Source organism: Streptomyces sp. NPDC049687 (assembly GCF_044465285.1).
In the GTDB taxonomy this organism is placed as follows: Bacteria; Actinomycetota; Actinomycetes; order Streptomycetales; family Streptomycetaceae; genus Streptomyces.
The window spans coordinates 89,917-111,341 of record NZ_JBITLN010000004.1; the positions used below are offsets into that span (position 1 = coordinate 89,917).

Sequence of the window (21,425 nt, forward strand, 5' to 3'; positions counted from 1 at the left end):
TCGACCCTTGCACAGAGTTTTCGAAAGTCTGCGAGGGCCCTTGACGCGTCCCTCCGAGCGGAAGAAGCTCTGCCCCATCTGGTCATGGCAACCGGTTGCTACGAATGACTCCGACAGATGGTGCCCAGGCCGGCTCGGCTTGATCAAGAAGGCGAGGACCTCATGCGCTCCGACGTCGGTGCTCCCACCGCCCTCGCGTCGACGGTCGAGCCCGACGACACTCCCCGGAACTGATCAGGCTGACCCGCGAGGACCACCGGCGCGGCTTCGTCGCCGGGACGTCGACGTCTGGCCCGAAGTAGACCGCCCGCACGGGAGCGAGCTGCCCGTGCCGGATCCGAATGACCGTTTTCCGCCGACCGTAAGCAGTCCTGCCCCGCCCTGCCGCAAGGAGCCACGCATGAACACGCCCCTGTCCCGCCGTTCCGCCCTCCAGGCCGCCGGTGCCACGGTGATCGCCGCCGGACTGGCCGGCGGCCTGACGGCCACGGCGGCGCACGCGGACGACGACGACTCCGCCCCCAAGCTGGACACCTACCCCCGCCCGGCCACGCTGCCGACCAACACCAGCTTCAAGGTCCGTGTCCGTACCGCTCCCGACGGCGAGTGGCAGACCCTCGACATCTACCGGCCCCAGCTGGAGGAGATCAACGCCACCACCGGCTCCGGCAAGGTCTACGACACCTCGATGGTGTACTTCGACTTCCGCGGCTGCGTCGAACTGGAGGTCACGTACCTCAAGGGCGGCACTACCAAGGCCAGAGTGCGGCCGGACGCGCTCGGCATCACACCCGAACTCCTCGGCGACACCCTCCGTTTCACGCTCGACGAACCCAGGGACCTCGTCGTCCAGATCAACGACGAGATCTTCGACTGCCTGCACGTCATCACCAACCGCATCGACCCCGACCCGCCCGCCGCAGACGACCCGGACGTCATCTACTTCGGGCCCGGAGTCCACACCGTCACCGGCAACGTCCTCACTGTCCCGAGCGGCAAGACCGTGTACCTGGCCGGTGGCGCGGTGCTCCGGGCGCAGGTCTTCTTCAAGGATGTGGAGAAGGCCGCTCTCACCGGCCACGGCATGCTCTACGCCGGCCCGGGCGGGATCCTCTGCGAGGGCAGCAGGAACATCCGGGTCGAGGACGTCATCATCATGAACCCGAACGGCTACGCGGGCACGTTCGGCGAGAGCGAGAACGTCCACGTCAAGAAGGCACGTTCGTTCAGCTCGAAGGGCAACGGAGACGGTTTCGACGTCTTCTCCTCCACGGGGATCGTGTTCGACGGCTGTTTCATGCGCAACTCCGACGACTGCTTCGCCATCTACGCCCACCGCTGGGACTACTACGGCGACACCCGCGACATCACCATCCAGAACTGCACCCTGTGGGCCGACGTCGCCCACCCGGTCAACGTCGGCACGCACGGCAACACCGACGCCCCCGAGGTGATCGAGAACCTGCTCATCAAGAACATCGACGTCCTCGACCACCGCGAACCCCAGATGAACTACCAGGGCTGCATCGCCCTCAACCCCGGCGACTCCAACCTGATCAAGAACGTCCGCATCGAGGACGTACGAATCGAGGACTTCCGCTGGGGCCAGGTCATCTACATGAAGGTGATGTTCAACCCGAAGTACAACACCTCCGTCGGCCGCGGCATCGAGGACGTCTACGTCAAGAACCTCACCTACACGGGCACGCATGCCAACCCGTCGCTCTTCCTCGGCTACGACGCCGACCACGCCATCAAGAACGTCACCTTCGAGAACCTGGTGATCAACGGGCAGGTCATCGCCGACTCGATGAAGAAGCCGAGCTGGTACTACACCACCGACGCCATCCAGTGGTTCTACAACGAGCACGTGATCAACCTGAAGTTCGTCACCACGGCCGAGGCGGAGGCGACCGCACAGTGAGCCCGATCAGCCGCCGCGGCCTCCTGAAGTCCTCCACGGCGCTGCTGCTCGCCGCGGGCACGAACACCCTATTCGTGCCCGCGGCCCGGGGGGCGGCGGAGGGGACGGGCGACACCGGGCCCGCGTTCACGTTCTCCCACCCCGGACTGCTGCACAGCGCGGCCGACCTCGCCCGGATGAAGACGGCGGTCGACGGTCGGCAGTCGCCCGTCTACGACGGCTTTCTGGCGCTGACCGCACACAGTCGATCGCAGACCGCATACACCATTCAGAACACGGGCCAGATCACCTCCTGGGGCCGAGGCCCCACCAACTTCCAGAACCAGGCCGTCGCCGACTCCGCCGCGGCTTACCAGAACGCCCTCATCTGGGCCGTCACCGGCGACCGTGCCCACGCCGACAAGGCCCGCGACATCCTCAACGCCTGGTCGTCCTCCCTGACGATCATCACCGGCGCCGACGGCCCGCTCGGCGCCGGCCTGCAGGCCTTCAAGTTCGCCAACGCGGCCGAACTGCTGCGCCACACCGGCTACGACGGCTGGACCGACGCCGACATCGCTCGCTGCGAGCGGTCCTTCCTCGACGTCTGGTATCCCGCCGTCTCCGGCTACATGCTCTACGCCAACGGCAACTGGGACCTGACGGCCATCCAGTCCATCCTCGCCATAGGCGTGTTCTGCGAGGAACGCACCCTCTTCGAGGACGCCCTGCGCTTCGCCGCGGCCGGCGCCGGAAACGGCAGTGTCGCCCACCGCATCGTCACCGCCGACGGCCAGGGCCAGGAGTCCGGCCGTGACCAGGGCCACGAACAACTGGCCGTCGGCCTGCTGGGCGACGCCGCACAGGTCGCCTGGAACCAGGGCGTCGACCTGTGGGCGTACGACGACAACCGCATCCTGGCCAACGCCGAGTACGCCGCCCGCTACAACCTCGGCGGCGACGTCCCCTTCACCCCCGACCTCGACCGCACCGGCAAGTACATCAAGAAAGCGGTTTCGGCGACCGGTCGCGGCACCCTGCCCCCGATCTACGAGATGTACTACGCCCATTACGCCGGCGTCCGCGGCCTCGACGCCCCCGCCACCGGGGCCGCCGTCTTCCGCGGCCCCGGCGGCACCCGCGTCGTCGAGGGCAGCAACGACGACCTGCCCAGCTGGGGCACCTTCGCCTACGCCGGCGCCACGGCCCCCGAAACCGGCACACCCGCACCGCCGGCCGGCGTCACCGCCGTGGGGGCAGGCCGGGCCGTCACCGTCTCCTGGCTCCCCTCGGCCTGGGCCACCGGTTACGCCGTCCAGCGGGCCGACACCCCCGAGGGCCCGTACGAGACGATCGCCTTCGACATCGACGAGCCGACCTGCGTCGACCGGGGGGTACGCGCGGGAGGCACCTACTACTACACCGTCACCGCGACCAACTCGACGGGTACGAGCGGCTGTTCGGCCCTCGTCTCCGCCACCTGCGGCCTCCCCGCCCCGTGGTCGACCCGCGACGTCGGCGATGTGAGGATCCCGGGCGCGGCCGTCTTCGACGGGGAGCGGTTCGTGCTGGAGGCGTCCGGCACCGACGACGCCTACCGCCTCGCCCACCTGCCGCTGCGTGGCGACGGCACGGTCACCGCCCGGATCGTGTGGCCGCTCAGCTCGCAGTACGCCAAGATCGGCGTCACCGTGCGCGCCTCCCTCGCCCCGGACGCCGCCCATGCCTCGATGCTGATCCAGGGGCTGCCGCTGCACACCTGGAGCGGCGTGTGGACCGTACGCCCGCGGACCGGGGCGGCCGTGTCCGCGACCGGCAGCACGCCCGTGCCGCCCAGTCAACAGCAGGCGCTCACCACCAGCGCGTCCTTCCCGATCTCGAACCTGGGCGCGCTGCCCGAGTCGGCGACGCCTCTCGAGGCGCCGTACGTCGAGGGGGCGGGGGACGGCTACCGGCTGCGGGCGCCGTACTGGGTGCGGGTGACGCGGGAGGGGCGGCGCTGCACCGGCTCGATCTCTGCCGACGGTATGCAGTGGACGGTCGTCGGTACGACCGACGTCGACGACATGCCGCATACCGTATACGCCGGTCTTGCCCTCACCTCCTGCCTCGGCGTCGACGAGGACTACGCGGAGACCGGCACCGGCGCCTTCGACAACGTCAGCGTCGACTCCGCCGACGGCGACGTCTGGCGTGTGCCGCCCCCCGCCCGCGCAGCCACCGACCTTCGTGCCACCGCCGGCGCCGACGGTATCGAGCTGACCTGGACCGACCCGGATCTCTCGGCCCGCTACACCGTCCTGAGGTCCACCCGCGCCCACGGCGGCCACCGGACCCTCGCCACCGACGTCGGCCCGGTCGGCTTCGGCACCCGCATCCGGTACGCGGACGCCGGCGGTACGTCCGGGACGACGTACCACTACGTCGTGGCGAAGACCAACTGCGCCGGAACCGGCCCCCGTTCCGCCTCCGCGCACGCTGTGATGCCGGCCGTCACCGCCCCCACCGCGCCGACGGCCGCCAGGAGCACACCCCTGCCCGACCCGTGGACCCACGGCGACCTCGGCGACGTGGTCCTCGACCGGAGCGCGTACGGCACACTCGGCGTCGTCGCCGTCCTCACCCCCGGTGACGCCGTCTGGTCGGACGGGACCTTCTCGGTGCAGGGGGCCGGGAGCGACCTCAACGTCAACTCCCAGGGAATGACGGGCCACTTCGTCAGACGATCCGTCACCGGAGACTGTGAGATCACCGCCCGTCTGGTCTCCCGTACCGGTGCCACCGCCGACCGGGTCGGCCTGCTGATGGCGAAGTCCCTGTCGCCGTTCGACCAGGCGGCCGGAGTGATCGTCACGGGCGGGACCACCGCGCAGCTGATGCTGCGGCCCACGGTGGCCGGCGCCTCCGCCTTCACCGGGACGAAGGCGGTCCAGCTCCCCCTGCTGCTGCGGCTGAAGCGCACCGGGACCGCTTTCGCCGCGGCCCTCTCCGCCGACGACGGCGCCACCTGGACCCCCCTCGCCGAGGGTTCGGTCCCGCTGTTCGGTGACGCCCCCTACCACGTGGGTCTGGTGGTCTGCTCACGCAACCAACAGGCCCTGTGCACCTCCGAGTTCGACGAGGTGAGCGTCACCACAACCTGATCCCCCCATGGATTGGACGCACACAATGAGCCGCACATCCCCCCACGGGCACCGCCGGCACACCACAATGAGCCGCCGCGGTCTGCTGAGGACTGCCGGCGGCCTCACCGCCGCCGTCACTCTGGGCGCCGCGTCCGCCGCCGTCTCCCCCACTCTCGGCCACGCTGGAGCGGGGAGACCCTCATCGGACGCGGCCCCGGCGACCTGGACCCATCCCGGCATGCTGCACAACCTGGGTGACATCAACCGGGCCAAGGTCAGGGTCGCCGCGGGTGACGACCCCTGGCTGTCCGGCTGGAACGAACTGACCGCCAACTCCCACGCACAGTCCACCTGGACGCCCCGCGCGACGGCCACGATCATCCGCGGCGGCACCGGCGAGAACTACAGCCTCCTCTACAACGACATCGCCGCCGCCTACCAGAACGCCCTGCGCTGGCGCGTCGGCGGCACCGAGGCCAACGCCCGGTGCGCCGCGAACATCCTCAACGCCTGGGCCGACACCCTGACTTCCGTCACGGGCAACGCCGACCGGTTCCTCGCCGCCGGAATCTACGGCTGGCAGTTCGCCAACGCCGCCGAACTCATGCGGGACTACGGCGACTTCGACCTCGCCGCCTTCCAGCACATGATGGCGAGCGTCTTCTACCCGCTCAACAACAGCTTCCTGGCCAACCACAACGACGCCTGCGTCACCAACTACTGGGCAAACTGGGACCTGTGCAACCTGGCGTCCATCCTGGCCATCGGCATCCTCAACGAGGACGGCGCCAAGTACGACCAGGCCGTCACCTACTTCACGTCCGGCGCGGGCAACGGCTCCATCGCGCACGCCGTGCCGTACCTGTACACCGACGACGACGGCTACGACCTCGGCCAGTGGCAGGAGTCCGGCCGCGACCAGGGGCACACCGTCATGGGCATGGGCCAGATGGGCGCGATCTGCGAGATGGCCTGGAACCAGGGCGACGACCTGTACTCCTACGACGGCCGCCGCTTCATGAAGGCCGCCCAGTACGTCGCCAAGTACAACCTCGGCAGCGACGTACCCTTCACGACCTACACCTGGGGCAGTGGACAGAACTGCGCACAGCAGTCGCAGACGGCGATCTCCGCCTCCTCCCGCGGCCAGGTCCGTCCCGTCTGGGCGATGCTCCACTACCACTACAACCGGCGCCTGTACCTGGACGACAAGTACATCTCCCAGATGTGCCAGTCCGTCGCCCCCGAGGGCGGCGGCGGGGACTACGGGTCCACCAGCGGCGGCTTCGACCAGCTCGGTTTCGGCACCCTCATGTACGCCAAATAGCCCTGCTGAAGGCTCGTGCACCGGAATACCACGCACCGGTGTGATGCTCTGGTGTTACCGGTGCACGAGTGCGGCGAAGGGCTGGTGAGCATGACAGCGGACCAGACGAACCCCGAGGCAGAGGACCGGGCGTGCCCAGACCCGGTCGTCGGAACCCCTTACGGGGCCGTACGCGGACGGTACGAGCAGGGCATCGCGGTCTTCCGGGGCATCCCCTACGCGGCACCCCCCTTCGGTCCCCGAAGGTTCAGGCCACCCGCCCCGCCGGAACCCTGGGACGGAGAACGTGACGCGGTCGACTTCGGGCCGACGGCGCCGAAACCGCCGTACTCCGACGCGTTCGCACAGTACCTGTCCGACCCGGTCGTGCCCGGCGACGACTGTCTCAATCTCAACGTCTGGACGCCCGCGCCCGGCCCCGGCACCCGGCTCCCCGTCCTCGTGTGGCTGCACGGCGGCGCGCTGACCAGGGGATCCTCGGCCGTGCCGGTGTACGACGGACGGCACTTCGCCCGCGACGGAATCGTCTTCGTCTCGATCAACTACCGGCTCGGGGTGGAGGGCTACGGCCTGTTCCCCGATGCCCCCGCCAACCCCGGCCTGCGTGACCAGCTCGCCGCGCTGGAGTGGGTCCACCGGTCCATCAGGGCCTTCGGCGGCGACCCCGACAGGGTCACCCTGGCCGGGCAGTCCGCCGGCGCCATCAGCATCGGCGCGCTCATCGCCGCCCCGCAGGCCCAGGGCCTGTTCCGGCGGGCCGTCCTGCAGAGCGGGGCGCCGGAAGCCTTCGAACGGGACAAGGTACGCCGCATGGTGCGCCGTATGGCCACCCGGTTGAAGATCCCGGCCACCGCCGAGGCCTTCGCCGCCGTCGACCGGGACCTGCTGCTGCGCACCCAGGCCGAGGTCGGCAGACTCAGCAGCCCCGTGCTCGGCGGGCCCGCCTTCGGTCTCGTCGTCGACGGCGACCTCGTCCCGCGCGACCCGCTCGCCTCCCTCGTCGACGGCGAGGCGGCCACCCGAACCGACCTTCTCCTCGGCTGGACCCGCGACGAGTACCGGCTCTGGCTCGTCCCGGGCGGCCTGCTGGAACGCGTCGACCGGCTCGGCGCCGTCGCCCTGGCCGGCGCCATGGCCCGCTGTCACTGCGGCCACGAGGTACCGCGCGGCTACCGTGCCCTGCACCCCGAGGCCGGCACCGCCGAGATCGTCGGCCAGATGGTCACCGACCACCTGCTGCGCCGCCCCCTGCACCGCCTGGCCGACGCCCGCCGGGGAACGTCGTACATGTACGAGTTCGCCTGGCCCTCACGCCGCCCCGACCTCGGCGCCTGTCACGCCCTCGAACTCGGCTTCGTCTTCGACACCGGTCACACGCCCGACTCCGCGAAACTCGCCGGGGAGGGCGCCCCGCAGGAACTGGCCGACGCGATGCACGCGGCATGGGTGCGGTTCGCGGCCACCGGCGACCCGGGGTGGGAGCCCTGGGACGCCCGGCATCCCGTACGGGTCTTCGGAGCGGACGCGAGCGAGGGTGTGCGATATGCGAGCGACAGTGGACCGTATGCAGGCGACGGCGGACCGTATACCGCCTATGGGCCCCGCGACCGAGAGCTCGCCCTCTGGGCGACCGCCGCCCCCACGGACCAGCACGAGATCCCCGCCGAGCCTCCCGGGCCCCTCGCCGGCGACCGGATCATCCGCAGTAGGGAGCTGAGGTCAGCCGTGCGCCGACTGCGCCGGCCCGGGGGAGTGCGGCGGCAATGAACCGCTCCGCACCCACCCCGCCCCGCACTCACTGGCCGGGCCACACCCTGCCCCCACCGCCATGAGCCGCACCCCTCCTGCCTCCCACCGCCGTTTCACCGCACCGCCGACGACCCTCTGCCCACCCCCGCCACCGAGTCCCGGACCACCACGTGCGTCCCCAGCAGGAGGTGCTCGCCGGGTGCGTCCGGGGCGCGGTTCAGCACCGTGCGCACGGCGAGGCGGCCCAGTTCCTCGTAGGGGACGTGGACGGTGGTGAGGGCGGGATGCAGGTCGCGGGCGAAGGGGATGTCGTCGTATCCGGCCAGCGACACGTCGCCCGGGACGTCCAGGCCGGCCTCGTGCAGCGCGGTCAGGGCACCCGCCGCGACCATGTCCGTGGCGGCGACGACCGCGGTGAAGTCCAGCCCCCGGTCCAGCGCCTGGCGCAGCAGGCGGTATCCGCTGTCACGGGTGAAGTCGCCGTGCAGCACCAGTGCCGGGTCGACCGTGATGCCCCGCGCCCGGTGGGCCTGGGTGTAGCCGTTCGCGCGGCCCAGCGCCGTGGTGTGGTCCGGTTTGCCGCCGAGGAACAGCACCCGTTGGTGGCCCTGGGCGAGGACGTGCGCGACCAGGGCGAAGGCGCCGCCCTCGTTGTCGTACTCGACGACCGTCACCGGTGCGCCGGGCCCCAGCGGTGGGCGTCCGCACAGCACCAGCCGGGATCCCGCCGACGCCAGCGAGTCGGCGATACGGCGGGTGCGCTCGCGGTACTCCGGGGTGTCGGCCCCGCCGCCGACCAGGATCACGGCGGTGGCCCGCTGGGCCCGCATCGTCTCGACGAAGTCCAGCTCGTGCCGTACGTCGCCCTCCGTGCTGCACACCAGGCACAGGTGGCCGAGCCGGTGCGCCTCGCGTTCGACGCCGTGCGCCATGTGCGCGAAGGACGGTCCCGTGATGTCCTCCAGCACGAACGCCAGGGTGGGCGTCCCGGCCCCCGCGACTGCCTTGGCGCGGGCGTCGGCGACGTAGTCCAGCTCGCTCACGGCCCGCAGTACCCGGGTACGCGTGGCGGCGCTGACCGGATACTCCCCGCCGAGCACCCGTGACACGGTCGACGCGGACACCCCCGCACGGGCCGCCACGTCCCGGATCGTGCTGCGCGCGGCTTCCGCGCTCTTTCTCGTCATCCCGACCCCTCCCCTCGGAAACACCGGCAGCAACCGGTTTCCATGAGCGGAGGCTAGCAGTGACGAACCCCTGGGCGGAGAGCTATGCCGCTCCCAGTGCCCGCGCGATCGACGCCACCGCTTCCGGACCCACCCGGCAGCAGCCGCCGATCAGCCGGGCGCCCGAGTCCCGCCATCCCCGGACCTGTTCGGAGGTGAAGCTGGAGCGGCCGCGCCACGCCCGGGCCTCGGCGTCCCAGGCCTCTCCGCTGTTGGGGTAGACGACGACCGGCTTGCCCGTCACCCGTGCCGCCGTCGCCACGGCCGCGTCGACGTCCTCGGGGGCGCAGCAGTTCACGCCGACGGCGATCACCTCGTCGACGTCGGCGGCGAGGGCGAACGCCTCCTCCAACGGCTGGCCGGCCCGCGTCTGTCGACCGTCGACCGTATACGAAAGCCAGGCCGGCACCCCGAGCCCGCGAACCGCCCGCAGCAGAGCCTCGGCCTCCTCGGCGTCCGGAACCGTTTCCAGTGCCAGTACGTCGGGCGCGGCGGCGGCCAGCACCTCCAGACGGGGCCGGTGGAAACGCTCGAGCTCCGCCACGCTCAGCCCGTAGCGGCCGCGGTACTCGGAACCGTCCGCGAGCATCGCCCCGTACGGCCCCACCGACGCGGCCACCCACAGCGGGTGCGTGATCCCCTTGCCCCGGGCCTGCCGGGCCGCGTCTCGGGCCAGTTCCACGCTCAGCGCCAGCAGCCGGACGGCCTCCTCGTGGGCGATCCCGCGCTTGGCGAAGCCCTCGAACGTCGCCTGGTAGCTGGAGGTGATCGCCACGTTCGCGCCCGCCTCGAAGTAGGCGAGGTGCGCCTCGGTGATCGCCTCGGGCCGCTCGGCGAGCAGCCGCGCCGACCACAGCTCGTCGCTCAGGTCGTGGCCGGCCGACTCCAACTGGTTGGACATGCCGCCGTCGAGGACGACGGTTCCCGCGGAAAGGGCTCCGGCGAGCGGTTCGCCGTACGAAGGAGGGGTCTCGCTGCTCATGTCGCGACGCTAGCCGAAGGGGGCGGCGGACGACGGCATCCGTCCACTGGGTGAACAGCACGTCCATCACGTAAGACGAGCCACCGCCCGCCCCGGGCGCCGCCGGCCGTCCGGCCTCGGCCCCGGCCGCCCGCCCCTACGCCGCGTGCCGTCCGCCCCCGCGCCGGGCTCTGGCCCGGCGGCGCAAGGTCATCGGCATGCCGAGCCCCGCGAGCAGCCCGGCGGCGAGCACGTACGGCCACCAGCCCATCCCGCTGCTCATGCCGGTGTTCGCACTGCGTGTCCGTGCCGTCACCGCCCCGGTGGAGGCCGACGGCCGGGAGGAGGGCGAGGTACTCGCGGTCTCGGCCGTGAGTACGACGTCGTTGCCGTCGCCGCCCCGGTAACTGATCCGGTACACCGTGTCGGCGAGCTTCACCTCGGCCCCTTCCCGCAGTCCGTCGAAGGTGCCGGAGACCGAGCCCTGCCCGGTGTGGTCGAGGACGGTGATCTTCTTCTCGCCCTTGTTCCCCTCAGCCTTCGCCCGCGCGGTGTTCCCCGCTCCCGCTCCCGCCGCCGACAGGTCGAGCCCGCCGGCCAGCCGCACCGTGCCGGCCACCTTCAACGGCGCAGCCCCCAGGACGAGTTGGCCCTGGTCGCGTTGCGCGTAGTCACCGCTCACCGTCACCCCGCCGGTGACCACCCCCTCGTTGGTCACCGACCCCTTCACCGTGCCCTTGCCGCTGAGCGCGCTGGTGATCCGCAGCGCCGAGCCGCCCGTGTCCAGCCGTGCGCCGGCCGAGGTGAGCCGCACCGCGCGGCTGTTGGACAGCGTCGCCCCGGCGCGCAGCGCGAGGGTTCCCTTCCGGACCGTCGTCGTGCCGGTGTACGTCACCGCCGACCCGGTGAGGGTCGTCGTGGCGGCCCCGGACTGGACGAGGGAGCCGCCTCCGCCGATCAGCGAAAGGGACACCGGTGTCCTGGTGTTGCGCACGACGAGCGTTCCGTCGTTCACGATCCGCCGCCGGGCCGTACCGGTGAGCAGCGAGCCGTCGCCGCCCGCCGCACCGGATCCCAGCCGCAGCACCGCGCCCTTCCGCACGGTCGTGGAGCCGTCGTAGTACTGGGCGGCCGCGAAGGTGACGTCGTTCCCCCTGGTGCCGGCGATGACGACGTCGCCGGCGCCGGGTGCGGCGAGTGTGTCGTGGTAAGTGCCGCCGCCGATCGGCGCGCCGAGCGTCACCGGCCCGTTGTAGTCGAACGTCAGCAGGGACCGCCGTCCGCTCCGCTCGTGCAGGTTGATGTAGACGGTGTCCTTCGTTCCCGGCATGAAGATCCGGTGCGTGGTGCCGTCGCCCCACTGCACGTCCGCGCCCTCGATGTTGGTACCGCGCTTGTTCAACTGGTGTGCGATCGGGCGCCAGTTGAGGCCGGGGGCGCTCAACGACGGATGGGTGTCCCCGCCCTTGTCGCTGTAGCTGTACTGACCCGTGAGCACGACCTTGCTGCCGGGCCGGCTGTGGACGTTGACGTCGCTGCCGTACTCCCGCTGGTAGAAGTCCTGGTGCAGGGTGATCGTCTGGTGGAGCGGGGTGTCGATGATCCAGGAGCCCTGGTTGAGGATGGCGCGGGCGTTAGGCAGTGACACGGGGTACTCGGGGCGGCCGACGGCCATACCGGTGCCGTTGTCGATGACCCCGGAGAAGGGGTGCGTGCCCGCGAGATCGAGGGTGCCCCACATGTTGCGGGGCTGCGTGACCAGGCCGGAGCCGCTGATCGTGCCGATGTTGAAGGTGCGGGTCAGCGAGAGGCGGAGGGTGCCGTCGACGCGGACGTTGAGCTGGTTGAGCTGGTAGCCGGGGGTGTCGTACGGGAAGTGGCCGATGAGACCGGCGCCGCCGCCCGTGCCGTACTGCAGGGTCGCCCCGCGTTCGACGGTGATCGCGGGCGGGTCGGGGTGGGTGACCGTCGTGTACGGGTGGTTGCCGCCCTGGGTGCGCACGACCTGCCGCTGCCTGGCCTTCGGCAGGGTGAAGTCGCTGTCCTTGGTGAGGACCAGCGTCCCGCCGCCGCGCACGGTGAGCGTTCCCTCGCCGCGCAGGACGCCGTCGTACGTCGTCGTGCCGGAGGGCACGGTGATCACTGTGTCGCCGGTGAGGGTGATGTCCCGGTCGGCGAGCACGTCGGCCGTGACGTCCCGGGCGCCGGCGGCCGCTGCCGGGGGAGCGGTGGCCAGGAGGGCGGCGACGGCCGTGAGGGCTCCGGCGGCCGCTGCTGAGATGGGGAAAGGGCTGCGCACGGGTCGGAGACGGTCCGGGGCCACGACCGATAACAGAAAATCGCCGACGTCTTCCCGGGGAAGAGCCCGTCGCGCCGGAAACCTCCGGGCCCCGACGTAATCCTCCGGAAAAGGCTTTCTATCTCATCCCGTCCGACCCGTTGACCTGCTCGTAACACGCCCTTACCTTTTCGGCGTTCGTCATTCCACATGTCGTTCGCAGTTACGAACGCCCCTCTCGCGAGAGGCACCCGCGTGCACCCCGACCCGCTCCTCCCGCACCGCGCCGGCCCTCACATCCACCGGCACACCGACGGCATCCACTACTTCACTGCGACCCACCCGGAGTACGACCGCATCGCCCCGCGCCGCTCCCGCACCCCCGCCGGTCTCGCCACCGCCGACAAGTCCCTCATCCGGCGGGCCCACGCCACCGGGGACATGGGTGCGCACGTCCGGGCCCCAGAACTCCACCACGTCGACGGCGCCCGGTACGCCTACTTCGCCGTCGCTGCCGCCGTCGCCGCCGACGGCCTCGTGGACCCGGCCGCCTGGTCCGAGTCCCCGGTCCCGGTGTTCAGGAGCAGTGACTCCGCCGGCGTGTACGGCCCCGGCCACAACGCGTTCACCGTCGCCGAGGACGGCGAGACCGACGTGCTGCTCCACCACGCCCGCTCCTACCGGCAGATCGACGGCGATCCGCTGAACGACCCCAACCCCCACACCCGGATCCAGCCCTTCGGCCGGCGGCCGGACGGCACCCCCGACTTCGGCGCCCCGTCGCCGACACCGTGAAGGAGAGTGCGTGATGAGACGCGTCCACGCCACCCTGCTCGCCCTCTGTCTGGCGCTGCTCGGCGCCCTCACCGCCGCCTGGCCCGCCCAGGCCGCGGCCCAGACCGTGCCCAACGGCGTCCAGTTCACCGACACCTCCGGCAACGTCGTGCACGCGCACGGCGGCGGTGTCATCAAGGTCGGCAGCTACTACTACTGGTTCGGTGAGGACCGCAACGCGGACAACACCTTCCGGTACGTGGACGCCTACCGTTCCACCGACCTGAAGAACTGGGAGTTCCGCAACCACGTCCTGACCCAGTCCAGCGCCTCCGAGCTCGGCACCGCCTACATCGAGCGGCCGAAGGTCGTCTACAACGCCTCCACCGGCAAGTTCGTGATGTGGATGCACAAGGAGAACGGCACCGACTACAGCGAGGCCCGTGCGGCCGTCGCCGTCTCCGACACCGTCGACGGCAGCTACACCTACCGGGGCAGCTTCCGCCCCCTCGGCCAGTACATGTCCCGCGACATCACCACGTTCGTCGACACCGACGGAACCGCTTACATGGTCTCGGCCGCCAACGAGAACTACGACCTGCACATCTACCGGCTGACCGCCGACTACACGGCCATCGACAGCCTCGTCGCCAACCCCTGGGCGGGCGGCCACCGCGAGGCGCCGGCCCTCTTCAAGCGCAACGGCGTCTACTTCATGCTGACCTCGGGCGCCACCGGCTGGAGCCCCAACCAGCAGCAGTACGCCACCGCCACCAGCCTCTCCGGCCCCTGGTCGTCGATGACGAACGTCGGCGACTCCACCGCGTACGGCTCGCAGACCGCGTACGTCCTCCCCGTCCAGGGCACCTCGGGCACCTCGTACCTCTACATGGGCGACCGCTGGGGCAACTCCTTCGGCGGCACCGTCAACGACTCCCGCTATGTGTGGCTGCCGCTGACCTTCCCGTCCTCGACCTCCCTGTCCATGTCCTGGTCCCCGGAGGTCACCGTCGACACGGCCGCGGGGACGGTGACCGGGACCAGCGCCACGTACAACACGCTCGTCGCCCGGCACTCCTCCAAGTGCGCCGACGTGACCAGCCAGTCGCTGTGGCAGGGCGCCCAGATCAAGCAGTACACGTGCAACGGCGGCAACAACCAGAAGTACTGGTTCAAGTCGATGGGAAGCGGTTACTACCAGCTGGTGGTCCGCAACAGCTCGCTGTGCGCGCAGGAGAACGCGAGCACCGTCACCCAGGAGAACTGCGTCTCCTCGGCCACCAGCCAGCAGTGGTCCCTCACCACGAGTGGCAGCTACGTGAACGTCGTCTCCCGGGCGAGCGGCAAGTGCCTGGACGTGAGCGGCGCGTCCACCGCCAACTCGGCCGCGATCATCACGTACACGTGCAACGGCGGCACGAACCAGCAGTGGACACGCGGAACCTGAGGTGACGTCAGGCGAGCAGGTCGATCGCGTCGATCGACGTGCCCGCGCTGAGGAAGGACGTCGTCCCCGAGCCGCTCGCCACGTAGATCTTCAGCTGGTTGTAGGCGCTGGTGTCCGTCAGCCAGGCGGACGCCGGCACGCTGTAGGCGAACGTGTAGTTGTTGCCCCGGTACGAGCCGACGGTCAGCGAACGGGTGCTCGGCTGCGCGGGCGGGGAGGGGACGGCCGACGTCCAGGTGTCGTTGACGGCGATCTGGGGGCGGCCGTTGGCGTAGGCCGTCGTGACGCCGATGCGCAGGGTGTGCGCGGCGGCGGCCTGGGCGGCGGTGAGCTTGAAGTAGACGATGATGCCGCTGTTGACGTCCTTCCAGAGGTAGCAGGGGAAGGCGGACGTCTCGCTGCCGCTGCCGATGACCACGTTCCCGGTCCAGGCGGCGGCCCGGACGTCGGAGGGGTGCGCGTACGTCATCAGGTCGGCGTTCTTGAAACCGCCGGGCGTCCCGTTCCAGTCGCCGATCCGCCAGATGGCGCTCGCGTTGCTCGGGTCGTTGGAGGACGGGATGGCGATGGTGTTCAGGGTGGTCGTCCCGCCGGCGGATACGGTCACCTGCGTACTGTATACAGCCAACTCGCCTTTGTAGACCGTCAGCGTGTACGTCCCCGGCAGTGCCCCGCCGATGGAGAAGTAACCGTCCGAGGCCCGTGCCGACCCCCAGTACTGGGCGGCCGAGTTGGCCAGCCCGACCGTGTACGCGTACGCCGTGTTCCGCCCGCTGATACCGACGCCCGCGACCCGGCCCCGGCCGCTCGCCGCGACGTACCCGGAGATGCCCAGGGAGTCCGCCCAGGACGTGGTCAGGGTGCCGGGAAAGAGCGACGAGGAGGGTGCGCCGCCGTCCGTGAAGGCGATGACGTAGGGGCCCTGGAGGCCGAAGCGCTGGGCCTCGGTCTGGTTCTCGCCGTAGTACAGGATCTCGTACAGGCCGCCGCCGTCGGCGCTCTGGTGGCGCAGGAGGGAGCGGTAGAAGGGGCCGCCGGAGGCCTTCTCGTGGTTGCTGCGTACGATCCACAGTCCGACGGATCCCGTCGACCAGCCGATGTAGTCGTAGTCCATCACCCGCAGCTTCGCGTAGTGCTTGGAGCGGGTCTGGCCGTCGGACTTCGCGAACACGTCCGAGGCCTCGATGGTGGAGGACGTGTAGGTGTAGGAGTCGGGCTCGTCGTTGAGGAACAGGCCCTTCTTCACGCGCACGATGTACCGGGTCGCCGAGACCGACGTGTCCGCCTTGTTGGTCCACAGGTAGACGTTGTTCTCGCCGCTGCGGGCGGCGTAGTAGTGCTTGAGTGTGCCGTAGGCGACCGAGATCAGGATCGTCGAACCGGACTGGCCGATCGTCACCGTCGAGGTGCCCAGCCCGGATTCGATGTGCGAGTTCTTGCCGTCGTAGCCCTGGTACTCGGTGCCCTTGTAGGCCAGCGAGGTCAGATCGCCGTTGGTCTTGCTGACCTTGAAGACGAGGCCGGCGCCGGTGTCGACGACGTAGTGGGAGCCGTCGTCGCTCCAGCCGAAGCCCGCGGCGGCCGCGGGGGCGGCGAGGGGGCCGGCGAGGGCGGCCGTGCCTGCTGCGGCCGCGGTGCCGAGGACGAAGGTGCGGCGTCGGACCGAGTGGCTGTCGGATCCGGACATGGGGGTGCCTCCTTCGGGAGGTGTGGGGTGTGCGGGTGTGGGAGAGAGTGACAGTTGAATCGATTTCGCGAAAGGGCTTTCACTCGCTGGAGGTTGGCAATCTTGTGAAATCGATCCAAGGTCTAGAAAGCGCTTGCCGGAGGCGGTACGGTCCAGCCGCCAGAACTGCCGTCGTGACGGAGGAGCCGCAAGTGAGACGTTTCACCATCGCCGTTCCGGCGGCGCTGACCCTGACCGCCGTCCTCGCGGGCCTGCCCGCCACCGCTCAGGCGCACGAGCGCCCCGCGCCGCTCGGCATCGACCACTGCACCGCCACCGCCTGCCACTTCGACGTCCCGCCCGGCACCTACGACGTCCAGGTCCTCCTCGGCGGTGACGCGGACTCCAGCACGAGTGTCAGCGGCGAGACCCGCCGTGCGCTGCTCCCCGAGACCGCCGTACCGGCCGGCGAACGCGTCACCCGAAGCTTCACCGTCGACGTCCGTACCCCCGAGGGAGAACCGACGGCGGCCGAGGGAACTCCAGGCCTGGATCTGGCACTTGGCGGAGCGGCACCGGCCCTCGCCGACATCAGGGTCACCCCCGCCCGGCACGCCCGCCAGATCTTCCTCATCGGTGACTCCACCGTCTGCGACCAGCCCGGCGACCCCTACACCGGCTGGGGCCAGGAGCTGCCGCAGTATCTGCGCAAGGGTGTCTCGGTCGCCAACTACGCGGATTCCGGGGAAAGTACGGTCACCTATCTGCAGAACCCGCAGCTCTGGGCCACCGTGCGGCCGCTGATCCGCCCCGGCGACCTCGTTCTGGTCCAGCTCGCGCACAACGACAAGACGACCGACGAGGTGACGTACCGGACGAACCTCGAGACACTGGTGGCAGGCGTCCGTGAAAAGGGTGGCAGGCCGGTTCTCGTCACCCCCGTCGTGCGCCGCTGGTTCAACTCCGACGGCACGCTGAACAACGGAACGGCCCTGCTGGTCAACGGCCTCGGCGTCGACCACCCGGCGGTGATCCGCTCGGTCGCCGCCGCGCAGGACGTACCGCTGATCGACCTGACCGCCGAAACCAAGGCGCTGGTGGAGTCCCTGGGCGTGGAGGGCTCCAAGGCGCTGTACCTCTACAACGAGAAGCGCGACAACACCCACACCTCCGTGCACGGTGCCACGGTCTACGCGGGCCTGGTCCGCGACGCACTCGTCGCCCGGCACCTGGTGCCGAAGGGCACCGTGCGGGTGGGATGAGACGCCTGGGGGCGCCCCGACCGGAACCGGGACGCCCTCAGGTCCTGCCCCCGTCGCCGTCGAGGAAAGAAGCCCTGATGCGCCTGCCCCCGCCCGACCTCGCCCTCAGTCCCCGCACCGGCTACACCCGCGAGCACTGGGAGGCGGCCGCCGACGCCCTGCTGGCCGCGGTGGAGCCGTACGCCACGGAAGACAAAGCTCTCTACCACCTTCCCGGCGACCGGGAGAGCTGGTCGGGCCGTCTCTCCGACGGGCTGGAGGGCTACGCCCGCACCTTGCTCCTCGCCGCCTTCCGTCGCGACGAGACGGCACTCCAGCGGTACGCGGACGGCCTGGCGGCCGGGGTCTCGGGTGTCTGGCCCCGCATCGAGGACCGCGGCCAGCCGCTCGTCGAGGCCGCGTCCGTCGCCCTCGCGCTGCGGCTGACGCGCCCCCTCCTGTGGGACCGCCTGGACGACGCCGTACGGCAACGCGCGGCGGCCTGGCTGGGCGACGCCCTGACCGCCGAGGCCTGGCCCTGCAACTGGGAACTGTTCCCCGTCACGGTCGGCGGCTTCCTCCAGGAGATCGGGCACGAGGCCGAAGCGTCCCGCAAGGCGGTGGACCGCGGTCTGGAGCGGATCGAGGAGTGGTACGTCGGCGGCGGCTGGTACACGGACGGCGACGGCCGCAAGTACGACTACTACAACGGCTGGGCGATGCACCTGTATCCGGTGCTGCACGCATGGCTCGCGGACGACAGTCGACTGCTGACTGTATACGGCGACCGCCTGGAGGCCCATCTCGCCGACTACGCCCGCCTGTTCGGCGGGGACGGCGCACCCCTGCGCCAGGGCCGCTCCCTCACCTACCGCTTCGCGACCACCGCCCCGCTCTGGCTGGGCGCCCTGACCGGCCGCACCCCCCTGGCGCCCGGCGAGACCCGCCGGCTGGCATCGGGTGCCCTGAAGTACTTCCTGGAACGGGGCGCCGTGGACGAGCGCGGCCTGCTCACCCTCGGCTGGCACGGCCCCGACGCCTCCGTCCTCCAGGGCTACTCGGGCCCCGCCTCCCCCTACTGGGCCAGCAAGGGCTTCCTCGGCCTGCTGCTGTCCCCGGACCACGAGGTGTGGACGGCGGCGGAGGAGCCGGGCCCGGCGGAGCGGGAGGACGCGGTGACACCGGTGGCCGCGCCCAACTGGCTGCTGCAGTCGACGCGTTCGGACGGCCTGGTCCGGCTGCACAACCACGGCAGCGAGGACGTCCGCTACGACCCGTACTACACCCGGCTGGCGTACTCGACGGCGACGGCGCCCTCGCCGTCGTACGACAACAGTGTGATCGTCGGGGACGACCCGAGTCGTACGGGCATCGAGCCGCTGGGTACGGGGGACGGCTGGGCGGCGTCGCGGCACGACGTGGGTGACGTACGGGTCACCAGTGTCGTGCTGGCGCACGGGGCGACGGAGGTGCGGGTCCATCTGGTGACGGGGGCCGCGCCGGGGACCCCGGTGCGGGTCACGGGGTGGGCGGCCGGGGACGGGGTACGGGCGGAGCTCGTCCCCGCCCTGGGCCTGGAGGGCTCCGGCGACTCCCTCGCGGGCACTACGGGGGAGAGCGGCGCCCTCTTCGTCGCGCTCGCCCGGCTCACCGCGGAGCCGGAACCCCTCCCCCTGGAGGAGACGGTGTCCGTGCGGGTGGAGAACCCGGACGGCATCCGTGTCCGCTGGAGCGGGGGGCCGGAGGTCGTGGTGAGCGTCTCCGGGGATGCCGTACGGGTCAGGTCGGCGTAGGGGTCCCAGAACGTCGTCAGTGGTGCCCAGGACCGTGCGTGGCACACGCGCTGCCGTGGGCCGTCGTTCCGACACCGGTCCGACCGCCGTCCCACCCGGCGCCGGACCCGGACCGAGAAGTCCGTCAGTCCGTGGGCCAGACCTTGATGTGGTACGCGGCGGTGGCGGGGCTGAGCATCTCGCGGTCGCCGGGGTTGAGGTCGGCGAGCGGATCGTCCTCACAGGAGTCGGCGAACACCTGGATGCGGGCGTCGGTGGCGTTGTCGACGGGGTAGGCCGGGTCGGCGGCCGGGACGAGTTCCAGGCACACACCGATCGGGTCGATCATGGCCTGGGTGTCGCCGTTGCTGTCGTACCAGATGAAGGCGCCGGACTGGGCGGAGGCGGGGGAGACCGTGAGGGCGACGGCCAGGACGCCGGCACCGATGGTGGCCATGGCGAGGCGAGCGGGTGAACCGATGGGGCGGCGCACGGCAGAGGGAAGATGCATGACTACTCCTTTGGAGTGGAGTGAGTGACGTGTCCTCAGAGTCGATGCGCCGGTCTTCCACCGGAAGATTCCGCTGGTGAGTTCACTCGAATGGCGGGAGCCTGAATGGAGTGACCGAGAGCGGGCGGACTCAAGTGGCGGCAGAATGCGCCGATGGTACGCATGTGAGATGTCCGTCGTGCTTGCCGCGCCGTCTTGAATCGCCCACCAAAGCCCGGCGGAAATCACACAATCGTCAAGACCGGGGGAAAGTTCGTCATCGGCGTGCCGCGCTCGCCGTGGCGGCCTGGGCGATCCTCACGGCTCTCTTCGCCCTCCCCGTCGCCTCGGCGAAGTTCTCCGCGACGACCTCGGCCACCGGATCGTGGGCCGCGACGGACGCTTTCGCCATCGGTACGCTGTACGGCTGGGGTTCCAACGCGAGCGGGCTGCTCGGCCTCGGCGACAAACAGGACCGCAGCAGCCCGACCCCGGTGAACACGGGCGGATCCTGGCAGCGTGTGACGGTGGGGCCGACCCACACCTGTGCGCGCCAGACGAGCCTGATGTGGTGCACGGGCGCCAACACCTACGGCCAGCTCGGCCTGGGCGACACCACCGAACGGCTTGTCCTCACCCAGGTCGCCGGCACGGGCTGGGCCGAGATGAGCGCCGGGGAGACCCACACGTGCGCCACCCAGACCACCCGGGCGCTGTACTGCTGGGGCCGGAACAACGCCGGTCAGCTGGGGCTGGGAGACATGACCAACCGGAACGGTCCGGTGCAGGTCGGAACCGCGACAGCCTGGATCGCCGTGGCGGCTGGGTTCGAACACACCTGCTCCCTGCGCAACAACCACTCCCTCTGGTGCTGGGGGCGCAACTCCTCCGGCCAACTCGGGCTGGGCGACCTGGCCACCCGGACCGGTCCGGTGCAGGTCGGCAGTGGTTGGACGGCCGTGGCCACCGGCTACACCCACACCTGCGCCTTGCGCACCAATCACACCCTGTGGTGCTGGGGGGACAACACCTACGGTCAGCTCGGCCTGGGGGACACCACCTACCGGACGGGCCCGGTGCAGGTCGGCACGGCCAACGGCTGGTCCGCGGTCTCGGCCGGAAGGATCCACACCTGCGCGACGCAGCTCAACGGCACGTTGTGGTGCTGGGGACGCAACGCGAGTTCCCAGCTCGGCCTCGGGGACGCCACGGACCGTCTCGCCCCGGTCCAGGTCGGTACCGCCGTGACGTGGGCGACCATCACGGCCGGCCGGGCCCACACCTGCGCCGTACGCGGCGACAACACCCAGTGGTGCTGGGGGAACAACACCTACGGTCAGCTGGCCACGGGAGACACGACCACCCGCACCACACCCACCCAGATCTCCGGATCGGTCAGCCGCGTCCTCAAGACCGGTCCGGACGCGTACAGCACTTTCTCCGTGAAGTAAACAATTTCCGCCGGA

The 21,425-nt window shown here is 70.6% G+C and carries 14 protein-coding genes; 9 read left to right on the plus strand and 5 right to left on the minus strand.

Annotated features, from left to right (window positions below; translation table 11 throughout):
• The first annotated feature begins 400 nt into the window (after window positions 1-400).
• From ACIBVL_RS14775 to ACIBVL_RS14790, 4 genes are all read left to right on the plus strand, one after another.
• Window positions 401-1,924, plus strand: a complete 1,524-nt coding sequence (locus tag ACIBVL_RS14775) for a glycosyl hydrolase family 28 protein (protein ID WP_399097470.1) — start codon at window positions 401-403, stop codon at window positions 1,922-1,924.
• On the plus strand, window positions 1,921-5,046 hold the full coding sequence (locus ACIBVL_RS14780; protein ID WP_399097472.1) for an alginate lyase family protein: 3,126 nt from the start codon (window positions 1,921-1,923) through the stop codon (window positions 5,044-5,046). The genes ACIBVL_RS14775 and ACIBVL_RS14780 overlap by 4 nt, the downstream gene beginning before the upstream one ends.
• A 25-nt stretch (window positions 5,047-5,071) precedes the next feature.
• Window positions 5,072-6,355 carry an alginate lyase family protein gene (locus ACIBVL_RS14785; protein ID WP_399097474.1) on the plus strand — a complete coding sequence of 428 codons (1,284 nt, stop codon included), beginning with the start codon at window positions 5,072-5,074 and terminating at the stop codon, window positions 6,353-6,355.
• A gap of 90 nt (window positions 6,356-6,445) precedes the next feature.
• Window positions 6,446-8,122 (plus strand): carboxylesterase/lipase family protein, encoded by a 1,677-nt coding sequence (locus ACIBVL_RS14790; protein ID WP_399097476.1) that lies wholly within the window; start codon window positions 6,446-6,448, stop codon window positions 8,120-8,122.
• Between the two features lie 95 nt (window positions 8,123-8,217).
• Here ACIBVL_RS14790 and ACIBVL_RS14795 read toward each other — a convergent pair whose 3' ends face one another.
• From ACIBVL_RS14795 to ACIBVL_RS14805, 3 genes are all read right to left on the minus strand, one after another.
• Window positions 8,218-9,291: a LacI family DNA-binding transcriptional regulator gene (locus ACIBVL_RS14795; protein ID WP_399097478.1), complete on the minus strand. Its 1,074-nt coding sequence runs from the start codon at window positions 9,289-9,291 to the stop codon at window positions 8,218-8,220.
• An 82-nt stretch (window positions 9,292-9,373) separates the two neighbouring features.
• On the minus strand, window positions 9,374-10,312 hold the full coding sequence (gene mmuM, locus ACIBVL_RS14800; protein ID WP_399097480.1) for a homocysteine S-methyltransferase: 939 nt from the start codon (window positions 10,310-10,312) through the stop codon (window positions 9,374-9,376).
• A 136-nt stretch (window positions 10,313-10,448) separates the two neighbouring features.
• On the minus strand, window positions 10,449-12,590 hold the full coding sequence (locus ACIBVL_RS14805) for an autotransporter (protein ID WP_399097482.1): 2,142 nt from the start codon (window positions 12,588-12,590) through the stop codon (window positions 10,449-10,451).
• A 234-nt stretch (window positions 12,591-12,824) separates the two neighbouring features.
• On the opposite strand from ACIBVL_RS14805, the gene ACIBVL_RS14810 reads away from it, so the two are divergent.
• Together ACIBVL_RS14810 and ACIBVL_RS14815 are read left to right on the plus strand one after the other, a co-directional pair.
• The gene (locus ACIBVL_RS14810; protein WP_399097484.1) at window positions 12,825-13,364 is read left to right on the plus strand and encodes a family 43 glycosylhydrolase; all 540 of its coding nucleotides are present in this window, start codon (window positions 12,825-12,827) and stop codon (window positions 13,362-13,364) included.
• 13 nt (window positions 13,365-13,377) lie between these two features.
• Window positions 13,378-14,790, plus strand: a complete 1,413-nt coding sequence (locus ACIBVL_RS14815; RefSeq protein ID WP_399097486.1) for an RICIN domain-containing protein — start codon at window positions 13,378-13,380, stop codon at window positions 14,788-14,790.
• Window positions 14,791-14,797: 7 nt separating this feature from the next.
• Here the strand turns inward: ACIBVL_RS14815 and ACIBVL_RS14820 are convergent, their stop codons facing one another.
• On the minus strand, window positions 14,798-16,477 hold the full coding sequence (locus tag ACIBVL_RS14820) for a rhamnogalacturonan lyase B N-terminal domain-containing protein (RefSeq protein WP_399097488.1): 1,680 nt from the start codon (window positions 16,475-16,477) through the stop codon (window positions 14,798-14,800).
• Window positions 16,478-16,668: 191 nt separating this feature from the next.
• On the opposite strand from ACIBVL_RS14820, the gene ACIBVL_RS14825 reads away from it, so the two are divergent.
• Both ACIBVL_RS14825 and ACIBVL_RS14830 read left to right on the plus strand, forming a co-directional pair.
• Window positions 16,669-17,718, plus strand: a complete 1,050-nt coding sequence (locus tag ACIBVL_RS14825; RefSeq protein WP_399097490.1) for a rhamnogalacturonan acetylesterase — start codon at window positions 16,669-16,671, stop codon at window positions 17,716-17,718.
• A gap of 77 nt (window positions 17,719-17,795) precedes the next feature.
• Window positions 17,796-19,490 carry a DUF2264 domain-containing protein gene (locus ACIBVL_RS14830; RefSeq protein ID WP_399097492.1) on the plus strand — a complete coding sequence of 565 codons (1,695 nt, stop codon included), beginning with the start codon at window positions 17,796-17,798 and terminating at the stop codon, window positions 19,488-19,490.
• A 124-nt stretch (window positions 19,491-19,614) separates the two neighbouring features.
• Here ACIBVL_RS14830 and ACIBVL_RS14835 read toward each other — a convergent pair whose 3' ends face one another.
• Window positions 19,615-19,980: a hypothetical protein gene (locus tag ACIBVL_RS14835; protein WP_399097494.1), complete on the minus strand. Its 366-nt coding sequence runs from the start codon at window positions 19,978-19,980 to the stop codon at window positions 19,615-19,617.
• A 278-nt stretch (window positions 19,981-20,258) separates the two neighbouring features.
• On the opposite strand from ACIBVL_RS14835, the gene ACIBVL_RS14840 reads away from it, so the two are divergent.
• Window positions 20,259-21,410, plus strand: a complete 1,152-nt coding sequence (locus tag ACIBVL_RS14840) for an RCC1 domain-containing protein (RefSeq protein WP_399097496.1) — start codon at window positions 20,259-20,261, stop codon at window positions 21,408-21,410.
• The last annotated feature ends 15 nt before the right edge of the window (window positions 21,411-21,425 follow it).

Excerpts from the sequence above, each read along its gene's own strand:
- ACIBVL_RS14775 (WP_399097470.1), top strand. The coding sequence starts at position 401 with ATGAACACGCCCCTGTCCCGCCGTTCCGCCCTCCAGGCCGCCGGTGCC.
- ACIBVL_RS14785 (WP_399097474.1), top strand. The coding sequence starts at position 5,072 with ATGAGCCGCACATCCCCCCACGGGCACCGCCGGCACACCACAATGAGC.
- ACIBVL_RS14790 (WP_399097476.1), top strand. The coding sequence starts at position 6,446 with ATGACAGCGGACCAGACGAACCCCGAGGCAGAGGACCGGGCGTGCCCA.
- ACIBVL_RS14795 (WP_399097478.1), bottom strand. The coding sequence starts at position 9,291 with ATGACGAGAAAGAGCGCGGAAGCCGCGCGCAGCACGATCCGGGACGTG.
- mmuM (WP_399097480.1), bottom strand. The coding sequence starts at position 10,312 with ATGAGCAGCGAGACCCCTCCTTCGTACGGCGAACCGCTCGCCGGAGCC.
- ACIBVL_RS14815 (WP_399097486.1), top strand. The coding sequence starts at position 13,378 with ATGAGACGCGTCCACGCCACCCTGCTCGCCCTCTGTCTGGCGCTGCTC.
- ACIBVL_RS14820 (WP_399097488.1), bottom strand. The coding sequence starts at position 16,477 with ATGTCCGGATCCGACAGCCACTCGGTCCGACGCCGCACCTTCGTCCTC.
- ACIBVL_RS14830 (WP_399097492.1), top strand. The coding sequence starts at position 17,796 with ATGCGCCTGCCCCCGCCCGACCTCGCCCTCAGTCCCCGCACCGGCTAC.
- ACIBVL_RS14835 (WP_399097494.1), bottom strand. The coding sequence starts at position 19,980 with ATGCATCTTCCCTCTGCCGTGCGCCGCCCCATCGGTTCACCCGCTCGC.